Annotated in this window: 11 protein-coding genes; 3 read left to right on the top strand and 8 right to left on the bottom strand. The window is 67.7% G+C overall.

What is annotated here, in order from left to right; genetic code table 11:
• Positions 1-22: 22 nt before the first annotated feature.
• Positions 23-1,123 (bottom strand): 23S rRNA (adenine(2503)-C(2))-methyltransferase RlmN, encoded by a 1,101-nt coding sequence (gene rlmN / locus ACIBQ1_RS51785; RefSeq protein WP_397289645.1) that lies wholly within the window; start codon positions 1,121-1,123, stop codon positions 23-25.
• 104 nt (positions 1,124-1,227) lie between these two features.
• Between rlmN and ACIBQ1_RS51780 the strand changes: the two genes are divergently transcribed.
• The gene (locus ACIBQ1_RS51780) at positions 1,228-2,250 is read left to right on the top strand and encodes a suppressor of fused domain protein (RefSeq protein WP_397289643.1); all 1,023 of its coding nucleotides are present in this window, start codon (positions 1,228-1,230) and stop codon (positions 2,248-2,250) included.
• Here ACIBQ1_RS51780 and ACIBQ1_RS51775 read toward each other — a convergent pair whose 3' ends face one another.
• The 6 genes from ACIBQ1_RS51775 to ACIBQ1_RS51750 all read right to left on the bottom strand — a co-directional run bounded on the left by ACIBQ1_RS51775 (position 2,251) and on the right by ACIBQ1_RS51750 (position 9,099).
• Positions 2,251-3,090 (bottom strand): phosphatidate cytidylyltransferase, encoded by an 840-nt coding sequence (locus ACIBQ1_RS51775; RefSeq protein ID WP_397289641.1) that lies wholly within the window; start codon positions 3,088-3,090, stop codon positions 2,251-2,253.
• A gap of 219 nt (positions 3,091-3,309) precedes the next feature.
• On the bottom strand, positions 3,310-3,867 hold the full coding sequence (frr, locus tag ACIBQ1_RS51770) for a ribosome recycling factor (protein ID WP_192790776.1): 558 nt from the start codon (positions 3,865-3,867) through the stop codon (positions 3,310-3,312).
• 43 nt (positions 3,868-3,910) lie between these two features.
• Positions 3,911-4,609, bottom strand: a complete 699-nt coding sequence (gene pyrH / locus ACIBQ1_RS51765) for a UMP kinase (protein WP_219912434.1) — start codon at positions 4,607-4,609, stop codon at positions 3,911-3,913.
• Between the two features lie 206 nt (positions 4,610-4,815).
• Positions 4,816-5,649, bottom strand: coding sequence for a translation elongation factor Ts (gene tsf, locus ACIBQ1_RS51760; protein ID WP_397289638.1), 834 nt, complete (start codon positions 5,647-5,649; stop codon positions 4,816-4,818).
• 1,201 nt (positions 5,650-6,850) lie between these two features.
• A complete protein-coding gene (gene rpsB, locus ACIBQ1_RS51755; RefSeq protein ID WP_397289636.1) occupies positions 6,851-7,810 on the bottom strand; it encodes a 30S ribosomal protein S2 in 960 nt (319 codons plus the stop codon).
• A gap of 680 nt (positions 7,811-8,490) precedes the next feature.
• Complete coding sequence (locus tag ACIBQ1_RS51750) at positions 8,491-9,099, bottom strand: ArsR/SmtB family transcription factor (RefSeq protein WP_397289634.1); 609 nt, start codon at positions 9,097-9,099, stop codon at positions 8,491-8,493.
• Between the two features lie 308 nt (positions 9,100-9,407).
• Between ACIBQ1_RS51750 and ACIBQ1_RS51745 the strand changes: the two genes are divergently transcribed.
• Positions 9,408-10,964 (top strand): MFS transporter, encoded by a 1,557-nt coding sequence (locus ACIBQ1_RS51745; RefSeq protein ID WP_397289632.1) that lies wholly within the window; start codon positions 9,408-9,410, stop codon positions 10,962-10,964.
• A gap of 348 nt (positions 10,965-11,312) precedes the next feature.
• Positions 11,313-13,055 (top strand): peptidoglycan DD-metalloendopeptidase family protein, encoded by a 1,743-nt coding sequence (locus ACIBQ1_RS51740; RefSeq protein ID WP_397289630.1) that lies wholly within the window; start codon positions 11,313-11,315, stop codon positions 13,053-13,055.
• A gap of 106 nt (positions 13,056-13,161) precedes the next feature.
• Here ACIBQ1_RS51740 and ACIBQ1_RS51735 read toward each other — a convergent pair whose 3' ends face one another.
• Positions 13,162-14,025: a tyrosine recombinase XerC gene (locus ACIBQ1_RS51735; RefSeq protein ID WP_397289628.1), complete on the bottom strand. Its 864-nt coding sequence runs from the start codon at positions 14,023-14,025 to the stop codon at positions 13,162-13,164.
• Positions 14,026-14,353 lie beyond the last annotated feature (328 nt).

Below are 14,353 nucleotides of genomic sequence, written 5' to 3'. Positions count from 1 at the left end.
CTGGAAGGCGCGCTGCGGCAGGTTATTCGGCCGCCGCGAGCTGGCCGCAGGCGCCGTCGATCTCGCGGCCGCGCGTGTCGCGTACCGTCACCGGCACGCCGTGGAACTCCAGCCGCCGCACGAACGCCCGCTCGTCCTCGGGCCGGGAAGCCGTCCACTTCGACCCGGGCGTCGGGTTGAGCGGGATCAGGTTGACGTGCACCAGCTTGCCCCGGACCAGCTTGCCCAGCAGGTCTGCCCGCCACTCGTGGTCGTTGATGTCCTTGATCAGCGCGTACTCGATCGAGACCCGCCGCTTCGTCTTCGCCGCGTACGCCCACGCCGCGTCGAGGACCTCGGCCACCTTCCACCGCGTGTTGATCGGCACCAGCGTGTCGCGCAGCTCGTCGTCGGGCGCGTGCAGCGACAGCGCCAGCGTGACGGGCAGCCCCTCGTCGGCGAGCTTGCCGATGGCGGGCACCAGCCCGACGGTGGAGACGGTGACGCCCCGGGCCGAGATGCCCAGCCCGTGCGGCGCGGGCTCCACCAGCCGCCGCACCGCCCCGATGACCTGCTTGTAGTTGGCCAGCGGCTCGCCCATGCCCATGAACACGACGTTGTTCACCCGGCCGGGCCCGCCGGGCACCTGGCCGGCCGCCAGCGCACGGGCACCGGCGACGACCTGCTCGACGATCTCGGCGGTGGACATGTTGCGGGTGAGACCGGCCTGGCCGGTGGCGCAGAAGGGGCAGTTCATGCCGCAGCCGGCCTGCGAGGACACGCACATCGTGACCCGGTCGGGATAGCGCATGAGCACCGACTCGACCAGCGCCCCGTCGAACAGCCGCCACAGCGTCTTACGCGTGGTGCCCCCGTCGGTGGTCAGCTCCTTGACCGAGGTCAGCAGGTCCGGCAGGAGCGCGGCGAGCTTCTCGCGGGAGGCCGCCGGCAGGTCGGTCATCGCGCCGACGTCGGTGGTGAGGCGCTCGAAGTAGTGGCGCGAGAGCTGGTCGGCACGGAACGCCTTCTCCCCCAGCTCGGTGACCGCGGCCCGCCGGTCGGCCATCGACAGGTCCGCCAGGTGCCGTGCGGGCTTGGCCCGCCGGGGCGCGACGAAGGTGAGCTGGCCTGGGGGCTGGGACACGTTCCTGCCTTTGCTTTGAGTGGCTGTCAATCAGGGTAATGAACGTTCGGATCGGAGGTGGCATTCCTCGCGTCATGGATACCCCGGATCTACAGTCATCTCGTATGGCCATTTTTCGGTCGGCATCTGGCGAGGGTGGCGCCGAGGTCGTTCTCGCCGTCGGTAACCCGTACGGCAGCCGGACGCTCGTGGTCGAGCGTGACGAGGACTCCTCGGTAGCTTACCTGTGCTCGCCGGACGGCGCGGTGTACGGCGCCGTCTGGCTGGCCAACCATCGCCCCGCCCCGGCCCTGGTCGACCTGGCCCGGCTCAACGCCGGCCTGCCGCCGCTGATGCCCAGGGCCAACACCGTCCATCCGGACGGCCGCAGGCCGCTCGGGCAGCTGACCGCGCTGTGGTTCGAGGAGGGCGACGGCGTCGCCCTGTACGAGGACGAGGAACTGCTGGCGGTCATCCCCGGCTGGGCCGACATGAGCAGGGGCATGCCCGGCTACGCCCGCGACGCGGTGGGCGAGTCGCCGTTCGCGTGGGCCCTGTCGGAGGCGCTCGAAGGGTTGCGGCCCCGGATCTCCAATGCCAGGTCCTACTGGGGCTGGCGGCACAGCGAGGGGTCGTGGCCGTCGTTCCAGCAGTTCGTGATGGGCCACCTGGACCGGGCGCTCGGCCCCGCGGGACGCTACTGGGACGCCAGCGGCGAGCGGCTGCCGACGGTCGGGATCACCGAACGGCCACCGCACGAGAGCCGCGCCTACACCGTGCTGTCCACGGTGGGGATGAGCTGCCAGCGCATGCCCACGGTCGAGCAGTGGATCGACAAACCGGGCGCGTACGCCAGGATCGAGCTGGCCGTGGCCACCCGCGAGGACCCGCGCGACGCGGCGCTGCTCCTGGTGTGGCTGTCGCAGTATCCGTGGCACTCTGTCACGTGGCTCGGCCACGGGCACACGGCGAAGTGGTATCACGAGGCTTCGACGTTCCCGTTGGGACCGCGGTATTCGGGTGTCCTGATGCTGGCCAACGCACCCCACATGCCAGACATGTCGGGATTCGCGTTCGGGGGTGAGGCCGTACGGTGGCTCTGGCTCTCGCCGGTCACCGTCGAGACGATGGAGGCGCAGCAGCAGTGACTAGAAGAACAGCGTCATCAGCAGCCAGACCGGCACCAGCGTCGTCACCAGCGAGTCGAGCCGGTCCATCAGGCCGCCGTGGCCGGGCAGGATCGTGCCCAGGTCCTTGATGCCGAGATCCCGCTTGATCATCGACTCGATCAGGTCGCCCACGGTGGCCAGCAGCGCCGCCAGCGCGCCGATCAGCGCGCCCTGCCAGATGGCGCCGTGCATCAGCCAGACCACCAGCCACGCCCCGACGACCGTGCACGCGATCACCGACCCGGCGAGCCCCTCCCAGGTCTTCTTCGGGCTGATCACCGTCAGCTTGTGCCGGCCGAACAGCACGCCCGCGAAGTAGCCGCCGATGTCGCTGGCCACGGTCACCGCGATGAAGATCAGCACCCGGTGGTCGCCGTCGGGGAGCCGCAGCAGGATGGGCACGAACGCCGCGAGCATCGCGGGATAGAACAGCGTGAACATCGAGGCCGACGCGTCCCGTACGTAACCGTCGGTCCCCGCGCTGAACATGCGCCAGACCAGCAGCACCAGCGCGAACACCGCGAACGTGGCCAGCAGCCACGTCGGCCCGCCCCAGTACGCGCCCGCGTGCATCGCCACCAGGCCCGCGAGCACCGGCACGGCGGGCACCTTGATGTCGCGGGTGGCGAAGGCCTTGGTCAGCTCCAGCACGCCGACGCCCACGGCCCCCACGACCACCGGGAGGAACAGCTCCTTGATCGTGTAGAGCGAGCCGATGACCAGCGCGCCCAGCACCACGCCGACCGCTATCGCGGCCGGCAGGTTCCTTCCGGTACGGCTGTCGCCGCTCGAGCTGCTGCCGGCCGTACGTTCTTCCACAGAGTTTCTCCAAGAGCCACGGCCCTCGCCACTCGGGGCGAGGGCCGTTCAAGACCCGCTACCTGCGGCGGCCCGCCGAACGGCCCGTCACAGGCGCAGGCCGTTCAAGACCCGCCGCCTGCGGCGGCCCGCCGAACGGCCCGTCACAGGCACGGACCGCTGGACGCAGGCCGCCGTCGGTGTGAACCGCTGAGCGCGATCCGCCGTGCGGCGCGCCGCTCAGACTTCGAGCAGCTCGGCTTCCTTGTGCTTGAGCAGCTCGTCGATCTTCGCGACGTGCTTCTGGGTGAGGTCGTCGAGCTCCTTCTCGGCCCGCCTGACCTCGTCCTCCCCCGCCTCGCCATCCTTGATCATCTTGTCCAGGACTTCCTTGGCGGAGCGGCGGATGTTGCGCACCGACACCTTGGCGTGCTCGCCCTTGTTCCTGGCGACCTTGATGTACTCCTTGCGCCGCTCCTCGGAGAGCTCCGGGAACGTCACGCGGATCACCTGGCCGTCGTCGGTGGGGTTGACGCCGAGGTCGGAGTCGCGGATGGCCTTCTCGATGGCGCCCATCGAGCTCTTGTCGAAAGGCTGGATGAGAACCATGCGCGCCTCCGGCACATGGAACGACGCCAGCTGCTGGATCGGCGTCGGCGTGCCGTAGTACTCGGCGTTGATCTTGTTGAACATCGAGGGGGTGACGCGGCCCGTACGGATCGTCGCGAAGTCCTCCTTCGCGACCGAGACGGCCTTGTCCATTTTTTCCTCGGCTTCGAGGAGGGTTTCGTCGATCACAGCGGCTCCCTGTCTTCTAGCTGGCGGTGTCGGGCTCGCTCCCTCATTTGCCTGCGGGACTCACCAGCGTGCCGATTTTCTCACCGCGTACCGCTCGCAGGATGTTGCCCTCGCCCATGAGGTCGAAGACCACGATCGGCAGGTCGTTGTCCTTGCACAGGCTGATCGCGGTGGCGTCCATGACCGCGAGGTCGCGCAGCAGCACCTCGCCGTAGTCAAGGTGGTCGAACCTGACCGCATCCGGATTTTTGCGTGGATCGGAGTCGTAGATCCCGTCCACCTGCGTTCCCTTGAGCAGCGCCTCCGCGCCGATCTCCAGGGCCCGCTGGGACGCCGCGGTGTCGGTGGAGAAGTACGGCGAGCCGAGCCCCGCGCCGAAGATGACCACGCGCCCCTTCTCGAGGTGCCTGATCGCGCGACGCGGCAGGAACGGCTCGGCCACCTGCTGCATGGTGATGGCGGTCTGGACGCGCGTCTCGACGCCCCGCCGCTCGAGGAAGTCCTGCAGGGCCAGGCAGTTGATGACCGTGCCGAGCATGCCCATGTAGTCGGCTCTGGCGCGGTCGATGCCTCCTTGTGACAGGGTGGCGCCGCGGAACATGTTGCCGCCGCCGACCACGACCGCGACCTGCACGCCTTCCTTGACGGCCTCGGCGATCGAATCGGCCAGATGATCGACGATCACCGGATCGATGCCCAGCGGCTCGCTACCGGCGAACGCCTCTCCTGACAGCTTCAGCATCACCCGCTTCCATCTGAGCGGGCTGTGCGGATTTTGAGATGAGGAAGCCGCCGTCCGTGTGGATTCGTGGGCTGGCTCCCGGTGGTCCTGCACGGCGGCGGCCTCCTTCGTTCGGTGGGTCAGTCTGGGCTGTCGGCTTGACACTTGCCTTGGCCGGCGGGCTCGCCTTGACTGGTGAGCCCGCCTGGCCGATGGCTTGCCTAAGCCTAAGCCTGACCGACCTTGAAGCGGACAAAGGCCTGGATCTCGACGCCGTTCTCCTCGGCGTACTTGCCCACGCTCTTCTTGTTGTCCTTGACGAAGGCCTGCTGGAGGAGCGTGAAGTCCTTGTACCAGCCGTTCACGCGGCCCTCGACGATCTTGCCGATGGCAGCCTCGGGCTTGCCCTCCTCGCGGGTCATCTCCTCGAAGAGCTTGCGCTCCTTGTCGACCACGTCGGCGGGGACGGAGGCGGGCTTGAGGTACTGCGGGGCCATCGCGGCGGCGTGCTGCGCGATGTCCTTGGCGACCTCGGCGTTCGGCTTGTCGAGCTGGACCAGCACGCCTACGGTCGGCGGCAACGCCGGGTCGGTCTTGTGCATGTAAGCGCCGATGTAGCCACCCTCGAGCACCTCGAAGCGGCGGATCTCGATCTTCTCACCGAGCGCGGCGTTGGCGGTGTCGAGGTGCTCCTTGACGGTCTTGCCGTCGAAGGACGACTCGAGCAGCGACGCCACGTCGGCGGGCTTGGTCTCGAGGATGTGCGCCACGACCTGGGAGGCCAGCTCCTGGAAGCGCTCGCCCTTGGCCACGAAGTCGGTCTCGCAGTTGAGCTCGAGCAGCGCGGCGGCGGAGTCGCCGGCCTGCTCGAGCGCGACCAGGCCGTTGGAGGCGGTACGAGCCTCGCGCTTGCCGACGTCCTTGGCGCCCTTGAGGCGCAGGAGCTCGATCGCGCGGTCGAAGTCGCCCTCGGACTCCTCGAGCGCCTTCTTGCAGTCCATCATGCCGGCAGCGGTGATTTCGCGAAGCCGCTTGACATCGGCCATGTTCACGGAAGCCATTGCTCTTATTCCTTGTGGGATTTCGTCGTCGTCGTGGATCAGGTGAGCAACGGCACGCCTGCTCACCCTTGGTTCGTACGGCGGGCGCTTGCCGTACGAAAGCCTTTGTCTTGCGTCAGCCTCTGTCTTGCGTTCGGGGCCCGGCTCGCCTGGCATACTGCCCAGCCTCGCCCTGGCTTACCATCCTGGACCATCACCGGCCGGCACCAACGCCACCCGGCCGACCCAACCGCGCCCGGTTCGGGCAAAGTCACCCTCCCCGGCCCGGCTGACCACCCAGGCCCGCTGTGCCACCCGGCCTCAGCCTCGGCTCTGGTCACCCGCCCCGGTCTCCCGGAACGGCCGGCTCACCACCGGCCCGGCCTACGACCCAACCCTGGATCGCAACCCCGACCTCAGCTCACCACCTCAGCCTCAAACCGAAACCTGAGCCTCAGCCCAGCCCCAGCCTCAGACCGCAACCTGAGCCTCAGATCGAAACCTGAGCGCCTCGACCTCGGGCCGAAACCTGAGCCCTGTCTCAGCCTCGGGCCGAAAGCCTGAGCCCAACCCCGGGCTCGGCTCGCAACCTCAGCCCTGGACCTCGCCCGCAGACCTCGGCTCACAACCCAAGCCCTCGACCTACAGCCTCAGCCCCGACCCGCGGCCCAAACCTCAACCAGGCCCCAGACCGCGACCCAAACCTCGGCCCACGACCCAAGCCCTTGAGCTACGCCCCAGAACTTCGATCTACGGCCTCAGCCTGGGGCTGCGACCCTGGCGTCGGCTTACGGCCTCAGCTTCGGGCCCATGTCGCGCCCTCAGCCTCACCCGCCGACCTCGCCCTCGATCCGCGGCCCTCAGGTCTCGCCCTCAGTCCCCGGCCCTCAGCTTGACCGGTGCCTCGGTCCTGGCCCGTGGCCTCAGCCTGCCCGGCTCGTGACCTCAACCTGGCCCGGCGATCCGAACCCAGCTCTCAGCCCTTACCTGGCTGGGCAACGTCCCCGCCTGGCGATCACTCACCTGGCGAGGCCGCGGCCCCTCGCTTAACCGTTCACTTCACTTGTCGGTGGCCCGTCCTCGCCCGATCGCGGCAGGACCAGGAACATCCCTCGTCCTGCCGTTCACCGGAGCGAGGCGCGCACCCTACCTGGTGGACTCTTCACCCACCCGGCCGGAACGGGCCCGTACCTGGGGAACCCCGGGTACCTGAGCGCTGACGTCAGGCCTGCGGCTCGGCGTCGCCCTCGGCGGCGGCCTCAGCCTCAGGAGCGGCCTCAGCCTCAGGAGCGGCCTCAGCCACAGGAGCGGCCTCAGCCACAGGAGCGGCCTCGGCCTCAGGGGCGGACGCCTCAGCCGCGGGGGCGGGCGCCTCGGCCTCAGCCTGCGCCTCGACCCCAGCCTCGCCCGTGCCCTGCTCGATGAGCTCACGCTCCCACTCGGCCAGCGGCTCGGCGGCGGCCGGCTTCTCGTCACCACGGGCTGCACCGGAGCGAGCCATCAGACCGGCCGCGACGCCGTCGGCGACGACCCTGGTCAGCAGGCCGACGGCGCGAATGGCGTCGTCGTTGCCCGGGATCGGGTAGTCGACCTCGTCGGGGTCGCAGTTGGTGTCGAGGATCGCGACCACAGGGATGCCAAGCTTCTTGGCCTCGCTGATCGCGATGTGCTCCTTCTTGGTGTCGACGACCCACACCGCGCTGGGCACACGGCCCATGTCACGGATACCGCCGAGCGTGCGCTCGAGCTTGTCCTTCTCGCGACGGCGCATGAGGAGCTCCTTCTTGGTGAGCCCCGAGCCAGCGACGTTGTCGAAGTCGAGCTCCTCGAGCTCCTTCAGCCGCTGGAGCCTCTTGTGCACGGTGGAGAAGTTGGTGAGCATGCCACCCAGCCAGCGCTGGTTGACGTACGGCATCCCGACCCGGGCAGCCTGCTCGGAGATGGCCTCCTGAGCCTGCTTCTTGGTGCCGATGAACAGGATGGTGCCGCCGTGAGCCACGGTCTCCTTGACGAAGTCGTAGGCACGGTCGATGTACGAGAGCGACTTCTGCAGGTCGATGATGTAGATGCCGTTGCGCTCGGTGAAGATGAATCGCTTCATCTTCGGGTTCCAGCGCCGGGTCTGGTGACCGAAGTGAACGCCGCTCTCAAGCAGCTGTCGCATGGTGACGACGGGGGCCATGTGCTGGTCCTCCAGGTCTTGGCGCCCTGCGGAAGGGCGCGGTTCTCGGTTGTGCCGCAGCAGCGCGTCGTCTGCCGCCCTGATGCCCCGAAACCCCGCCAGCCGGGCACATGGCCCGGACCGATGGCGCGGTCCGCAGTGGGGCATGCGAAGTCGGCCTGTGGTCACAGGCCACCGAAAAGTCTACCTCCCACGCCAGCCCAGCCTGACCGTCAGCCGTCAATCAGACGTCCAGCCCGGTGCCATGAAACCCCCGCCACCATGACCATCCAGGCAATCCCGCACTAAACACACCCTCCCCACCGCCCCCAATCATGAACACCTGACACACGCCACCCATCAGCTTCAACAGCCGGCACAACTCGGCACGCCTCAACCATCAGCAACCGATCCCGTCGCCGACCGCCCCCGATGGCGCGAATACGGCGCCGCCGTCGCGACCGGGCACGGCAAGAGCTTCCGGGACGCCCTCCCCACGGCAGTTCACACTCAGAAGGCCGCCACCACGGCCACAGACCAGAACACGGCCACGCACACCGGGCCACCCCAACCAGACCCTCCGCCCACCCCCGAAGACACCGGGCCACCCCAACCAGACCCTCCGCCCACCCCCGAAGACACCGGGCCACCCCAACCAGACCCTCCACTCACCCCCGAAGACACCGGGCCACAGTTCCACGTCACCCTGCCGCATCGTGATCCTCGGTCGGCAGCCCGGGCGTCGGCCTCTGCGCGACCGGGAAGAGGTTCACCTGCACTTCGGAGACCCTGGCCCCGCTCGGCGCGGCCTTCTCATCGCGACTGAGGATGAGGTACGGCTCGACCAGCTTCTCGATCGACTCGTTGAGCCGGGCCATCTCCTCGGGGTCGACCCTGATCCGCATCCGACTGAACCGGGTGACATCACGCCACTCGTCAGACTCCCTCTCTGTGGCGGCCAGCGCGCGATCCGCCTCTTCGTTCGCCTCCCGGCGAAAGGCCAGCATCAACGTCACCTTGGCATCCCGCACGTCCGGCTGATCGCCCGGCTGGACTCCGACACGGATCGGCTTGTTCACGCTCTTCCACAGGCGTTCCCTGCCATCACCTCGCGGCGGCGCGTCCTCCACGAACCCGTACTTGGCCAGCATGCGCAGGTGATAGCTCGCGGCACTGGGCGTGATCCCCGCGATCTCCGCCACTTCAGTGGCGGTGGCGCTGCCCTCGAGACCCAGCCGATTAAGGATCATCAGGCGCGCCGGGTGGGCCAGCGCCCGCATCGCCCTGGGATCACTGAGCCCGTCACTCATGTCGCCAAGATTACCCACCCCGAGATCTGAAGCATTGCTTTCACAACTATGAAGGGATACCTTCATAGTTGTGAAGCATTCCCTTCATAACTCAATTCCGCCCCCACCAGCCAAAACACCCACCAACCACCCCAGACCACCCCGCTCCCACCCGCAGGACCCACCAAGCCGCCTCGCTCTCGACCGTAAGACCCAGCCCACGCACGACGGCGGCCCCGATCAACATCCCCGACCCGGAGTCCCGGCGCTCCAGCCGACCCCGCTCAGCCCAACCCCATCAACCAGCCACCACCAAGACCCGCAGCACCATGACCGAGGATCGAATGCCTGACCGCAACCTCACCCACAAGAACCGCGCACCCGATCACGCCCTCACCCCCAGCACCGACCGCGTCCCCCAACACCAAACCCCCACCCACGATCACGCACCCCAGGACGGCACCGCCGACGACTCCAGCTCCGGTCCCGGTCCCGGTCCCGATCCCGATCCCGGGCCCGGCTCCGGCTCCGGCTCCGGCTCCGGCTCGGACCATCACACGCCCCATGACCGCAGCCCATCAGACGCCCCCACCCCACTCAGAAGACAGCGCGACTACCGCCTCCTCTGGGCCGCCCGAACGATCTCGGTCACCGGCTCGGAGGTGTCCAAGCTGGCCATCCCCCTGACCGCGGTAACCCTGCTGACAGCCTCCCCTTCCCAGATGGGGCTGCTGACGGCGGCCGCCTCGGTGCCCGCCCTCGTGTTCGGTCTCCAGTCAGGCGCCATCGCGGACCGGCTCACCCGACATCGACCGCTCATGATCGCCTGCGAACTCGTATCGTGCGCAGCCGCCGCCACAGTCCCGGTGGCCTGGCTCCTCGGCCTCCTCAACGTCACATGGCTGATCACCGTGGCCCTGGTGATCGGCACAGCCGGAGTGCTCTTCAAGGCAGCGAACTTCCCCTACGTGGCGGCAGTCGTCGCGCCATCCCAGCGAACCGAAGCGATGGCCGGCTTCCACGCCTCCTACTCGGTGGCCTCAGTCAGCGGCCCCAGCCTGGCCGGCCTCCTGGTTCAACTCCTTACGGCCCCACTGGCCGTACTGGCGGAAGCACTGTCATTCTTGACCTCAGCCCTCTTGCTCCGCGCCATCCGCACCCCGGAGAAGAACGAGCCGGCGACTTCCCGAGGCATGTGGAACGATGTCGTCGAAGGCCTGCGGACCAGCGTCACCCATCCCGTACTCCGCGCTCTCCTGGGCGCAGGCGTCACGATCAACTTCTTCGCCATGGCGTACACGGCCATCTACATGCTCTACATGGTGAACACGCTCAACATCCCCAAGCCCCTGATAGGCGCCCTCATCGCCCTGAGTGGCATCGGCGGCCTGCTGGGCGCCTGGGTCACCGCCCGCCTGTCCAAGCGCTACGGCGAGAACCGCATCCTGCTCATCTCGGTGCTCTTCTTCCCCCTCGAGATCCTCGCGGTAGGCCTGCTGACCGGCCCGCTGTGGTGGAAACTCTCGCTGCTCGCAGTGACCGGAACAGTCACAGGCGGCATCGTCGTAGCCTTCGCCACCTGCATGGGCGCCATCGCCCTGCGCGAAACCGCCCCAGAGCTCCGCGGCCGCGTGAACGCCACCATGACTTTCGCAGTACAGGGCGTCCTGGCCCTCGGTGGTGTGACAGGAGGCATCCTCGCCGAATTCGTAGGCCTACGCCCGGTCATCCTCATTTGCGCAGCAGGCATAGCACTGAGCGCCGTCTGGATCTGGACATCCCCTCTGCGCCCACACCTCGCGCCCCCGGCAAGCCCCAGCAGCGACCCGCCCCCGTCTCAAACCGTAGATTCCTTGATCACTTCCAAGCGCCACTCCCCTCGCTAACCCACTCAGTCCCTCAGCCGAAGCCCCATGCGATCCCAGCCAACAAGCCCCAGCGACGTCCTCAAAGGTGATGCACCGCAACCATCAAGCCGGCGGCACTCACGAGCGGCGCCTTACCGCCCAAGTGTCCACACCGCTGCCATTCCGAACAACAGCTCCTGGCCACCCAAGCGCCAGCCCTACGCCGCAGCCCCCTGGACAACTGCCGGCCGGCCGCCCAAGCCCCAAACCACGCCACACCCGTCCGGGACAGCCTGCTCAGGCTACGCAAGCAGCAGATAACCGAGCAGATCTCCTGCACCCTGATCCTGCACCGCCAGACCGGCGTTCTTCTACGAGACGCTGCGGATGTCCCCCCACCCAAGCGCCCGGCCAAGGCCGCCCCGCACCTGTCCGTCACCGCTGACCTGCACGAGACCAACAACGCTGGCCTCATCATCGCAGCTCTTCATCCCGGCCCAAGCCACCGTCCAGCCAGTTATCCACAGCCCACCAGCTCCTGACCCGCCCCACCCCCAGAATCCCGTTCGGCTCCTCACCGCCACGGCGCGTTCAGCCAAACTCGCGCCCATGAACTCTCGCCCTCTCACCCCGGCAACTCGCCCACCAGCGCCAACAGTCACCGTCACACCGTCAACGCCCGAGGGATGCCCCACTCCCTCCACCGAGCCCGACACCCGCCGTTCCTTCGACATCTCCACCCTGGGCAACCTCGAACAAGCACCCCACCCCCACCGAACGCCCCACTCCCACGAGACAGGACAGAGCGCCCCACCACCGCTCGCCCATCACTCCCCCAGGTCGGTCCAACGCACCACCTCATCTCCAGCTCGTCACCTCCTCGATCCACCCCGAGCAGTCGCACCACCCCGCACTCGCCGGCCCCTCACACCCCCACAAGAAACCGGACCACCCCGCACTCGCCAGGCCTTCACGACAGCCCGAAGCGCCCTGATAACACTGCTCTTCACAGCCGCGATCCTTCTTCTCCCTGCTTCCCCGGCAAGAGCATCTCCGCCCACCTGGCGCTGGCCACTGAACGGACATCCCCGCATACTGCGCCACTTCACCCCACCCCCCGAACCCTGGCTCGCGGGACACCGCGGCATCGACCTGGCCGCTCCCGCATCCACTCCGGTCCTGGCGGCCGGCCCCGGCACTGTCCGCTTCGCCGGCCCCGTAGCGGGAAAAGGTGTGGTCACCATCGAGCACGAGGGCGGCTTCCGCACGACGTACCTCCCCGTCGAAGCATCCGTACGGCGAGGCCAACCCGTCACTCCCGGATCCTTGCTCGGCCTCATAGAAGCCTCTCCAGGTCACTGCCAGGAGTCTTGCCTGCACTGGGGCCTCCGACGCGGCACGCATTACCTCAACCCCCTCCTGCTCCTGGGCCAGGCCCCCATCCGCCTCCTCCCGTTCTGGCTCGAAGACGGGACCCCGCTCACTCCAGCGGATGAGCACTCTTCGCGGAATGCCAACAAGCGCCCATTTCGACCACCAGGCACCGGGATCACCAAACCGCTCATCACCCAGCCACGAAGGCGAAGATCACCGACCACCCCCATCCCGGCACCACCACCAGCAGGGCCAAAGGCCCTCACCATCGCCCCAGTAACGCCTACCTCGATCACGCATGCCGTCCACAGCCTGACTCCCGACGCCACCCACGACACCTCATCGCCAACCCGTGACGACGGCGCCCCAAGCCAGCGCCATCCCATGGCAGCCGCGGAATCCATCACTCCCGCCACCTCACGCCGGAAGCTCCACCCCACTCCCCCCACCGCAACGTTCGACTTCCTGCCCCGCTCGGCCTCCACCACCACGACCTCCGCCATCGGCCTCGGCCTCGGCGCACTGCTCGGGATGGGCCTCCTGATCACAGCCCTGCGCAGCAGCCACAGACGTGCCCGAACAACGCCCCGTCGCCTCCGAAGAAGAGGCCAACACCGGGCAACCACAGAAGACGAGCAGCCGCCCGAGAACACCAACACCCGGCATCGTGGTGCGAAGGACCCACCGACCAACGGCACCACGACCACCAACGCGAAGCCCGGCCGCCACCGCAAAACCGCGACCGACAGAAACTAGAAGCTCACCCAGCGACGCACCCAGTCACCGGCGTACACACAGCCCTGTCACCACCGTCGACCGAACAACATCGACGCACTCGAGTCCTCGATCTCCGACATCCCCATCAGGCCCTCGGATGCGCCTGCCGATAAGCCGCCCTCAGCCGCTCGATCGAGACATGCGTATAGATCTGCGTGGTGTTCAGAGACGCATGCCCGAGCAACTCCTGGACACTCCGCAGATCCGCACCGCCCTCAAGCAAGTGGGTCGCCGCACTGTGCCGCAATCCATGCGGTCCCATGTCCGGAGCCCCGTCCACCTGAGCCAGCCGCTCATGTACGACCCGCCGAACGGTCCCCGCATCGATGCGGCCGCCCCGTACCCCAAGAAAGAGCGCAGGCCCTGACCGCGCCCTAACCCACAACGGCCGCCCATGAATGCACCACCTGTCCACCGCCCGCAGCGCAGGCAGCCCAAACGGCACAGATCGTTCCTTACGCCCTTTGCCCAGAACCCGGATGACATGCCGGTCCCGATCCACGTCATCGACATCGAGCGCACACAACTCACTCACTCGCACACCGGTGGCATACAACAACTCGAGAAGGGCCTGATCTCGAAGTTCCTTGGGCTCCCCAGCCGTGGGCACCTCCAGGACGGCCTGCGCCTGCTCCTGATCGAGAACAGCAGGCAACGGCCGAGCCGCCTTCGCACTACCGAGCAACAACCCCGGATCACTGGCAAGCCAGCCACGGCGGTAGCAGTAGGCGGTAAAGGTACGAACGCAAGCGGTCCGCCGCGCCAGCGTGGCGCGAGCCTTCCCCTCCCGATGCTGCTCCGCCAGCCACTCCCGAAGCACCCCGATATCGAGTCCTTCCAGCCCCCCATCCACATGATCGAGCAAGGAGTTCACATCAGTCAGATAGGCCCTCACCGTGTGCTGCGAAAGATCCCGCTCAAACCGCAGATGCCGCCCGAACTCCGCCACCACTTCTTCACGGCCAGCACCCCTGCTCATCCCAGAACCCCCATCTCCAGAACCCTCCCACTCACTACGTTCCACGCACGCAGGATTACTTCGCTGCCCACTCAAACCCAACGACATCCCAGGAACAACCCAAAGCCACCGGAGTAAGAACATCACCGCAGCTCTCAAGCACGAACCAAGCGTCGATCTCACCAACCGACACGCCCATCCGCCACGGCTGCGGACCCCGCCACATCACTTCCAGATATGCCGAGACCCCTGCACGCACACCTCCACAGAGCACATGGCCTGCCGACGACGAAGGCCACCCCCGAAGCCCCTGACAACC

This window comes from Nonomuraea sp. NPDC050153, from assembly GCF_044460125.1.
Taxonomy (GTDB): Bacteria; Actinomycetota; Actinomycetes; order Streptosporangiales; family Streptosporangiaceae; genus Nonomuraea.
Note: the sequence above shows the minus strand (reverse complement) of the source record. Positions and strands in the feature narration are given on the sequence as shown.

Excerpts from the sequence above, each read along its gene's own strand:
- pyrH (WP_219912434.1), bottom strand. The coding sequence starts at position 4,609 with ATGCTGAAGCTGTCAGGAGAGGCGTTCGCCGGTAGCGAGCCGCTGGGC.
- rpsB (WP_397289636.1), bottom strand. The coding sequence starts at position 7,810 with ATGGCCCCCGTCGTCACCATGCGACAGCTGCTTGAGAGCGGCGTTCAC.
- ACIBQ1_RS51745 (WP_397289632.1), top strand. The coding sequence starts at position 9,408 with ATGACCGAGGATCGAATGCCTGACCGCAACCTCACCCACAAGAACCGC.
- ACIBQ1_RS51750 (WP_397289634.1), bottom strand. The coding sequence starts at position 9,099 with ATGAGTGACGGGCTCAGTGATCCCAGGGCGATGCGGGCGCTGGCCCAC.
- tsf (WP_397289638.1), bottom strand. The coding sequence starts at position 5,649 with ATGGCTTCCGTGAACATGGCCGATGTCAAGCGGCTTCGCGAAATCACC.
- ACIBQ1_RS51740 (WP_397289630.1), top strand. The coding sequence starts at position 11,313 with ATGTCCCCCCACCCAAGCGCCCGGCCAAGGCCGCCCCGCACCTGTCCG.
- ACIBQ1_RS51780 (WP_397289643.1), top strand. The coding sequence starts at position 1,228 with ATGGCCATTTTTCGGTCGGCATCTGGCGAGGGTGGCGCCGAGGTCGTT.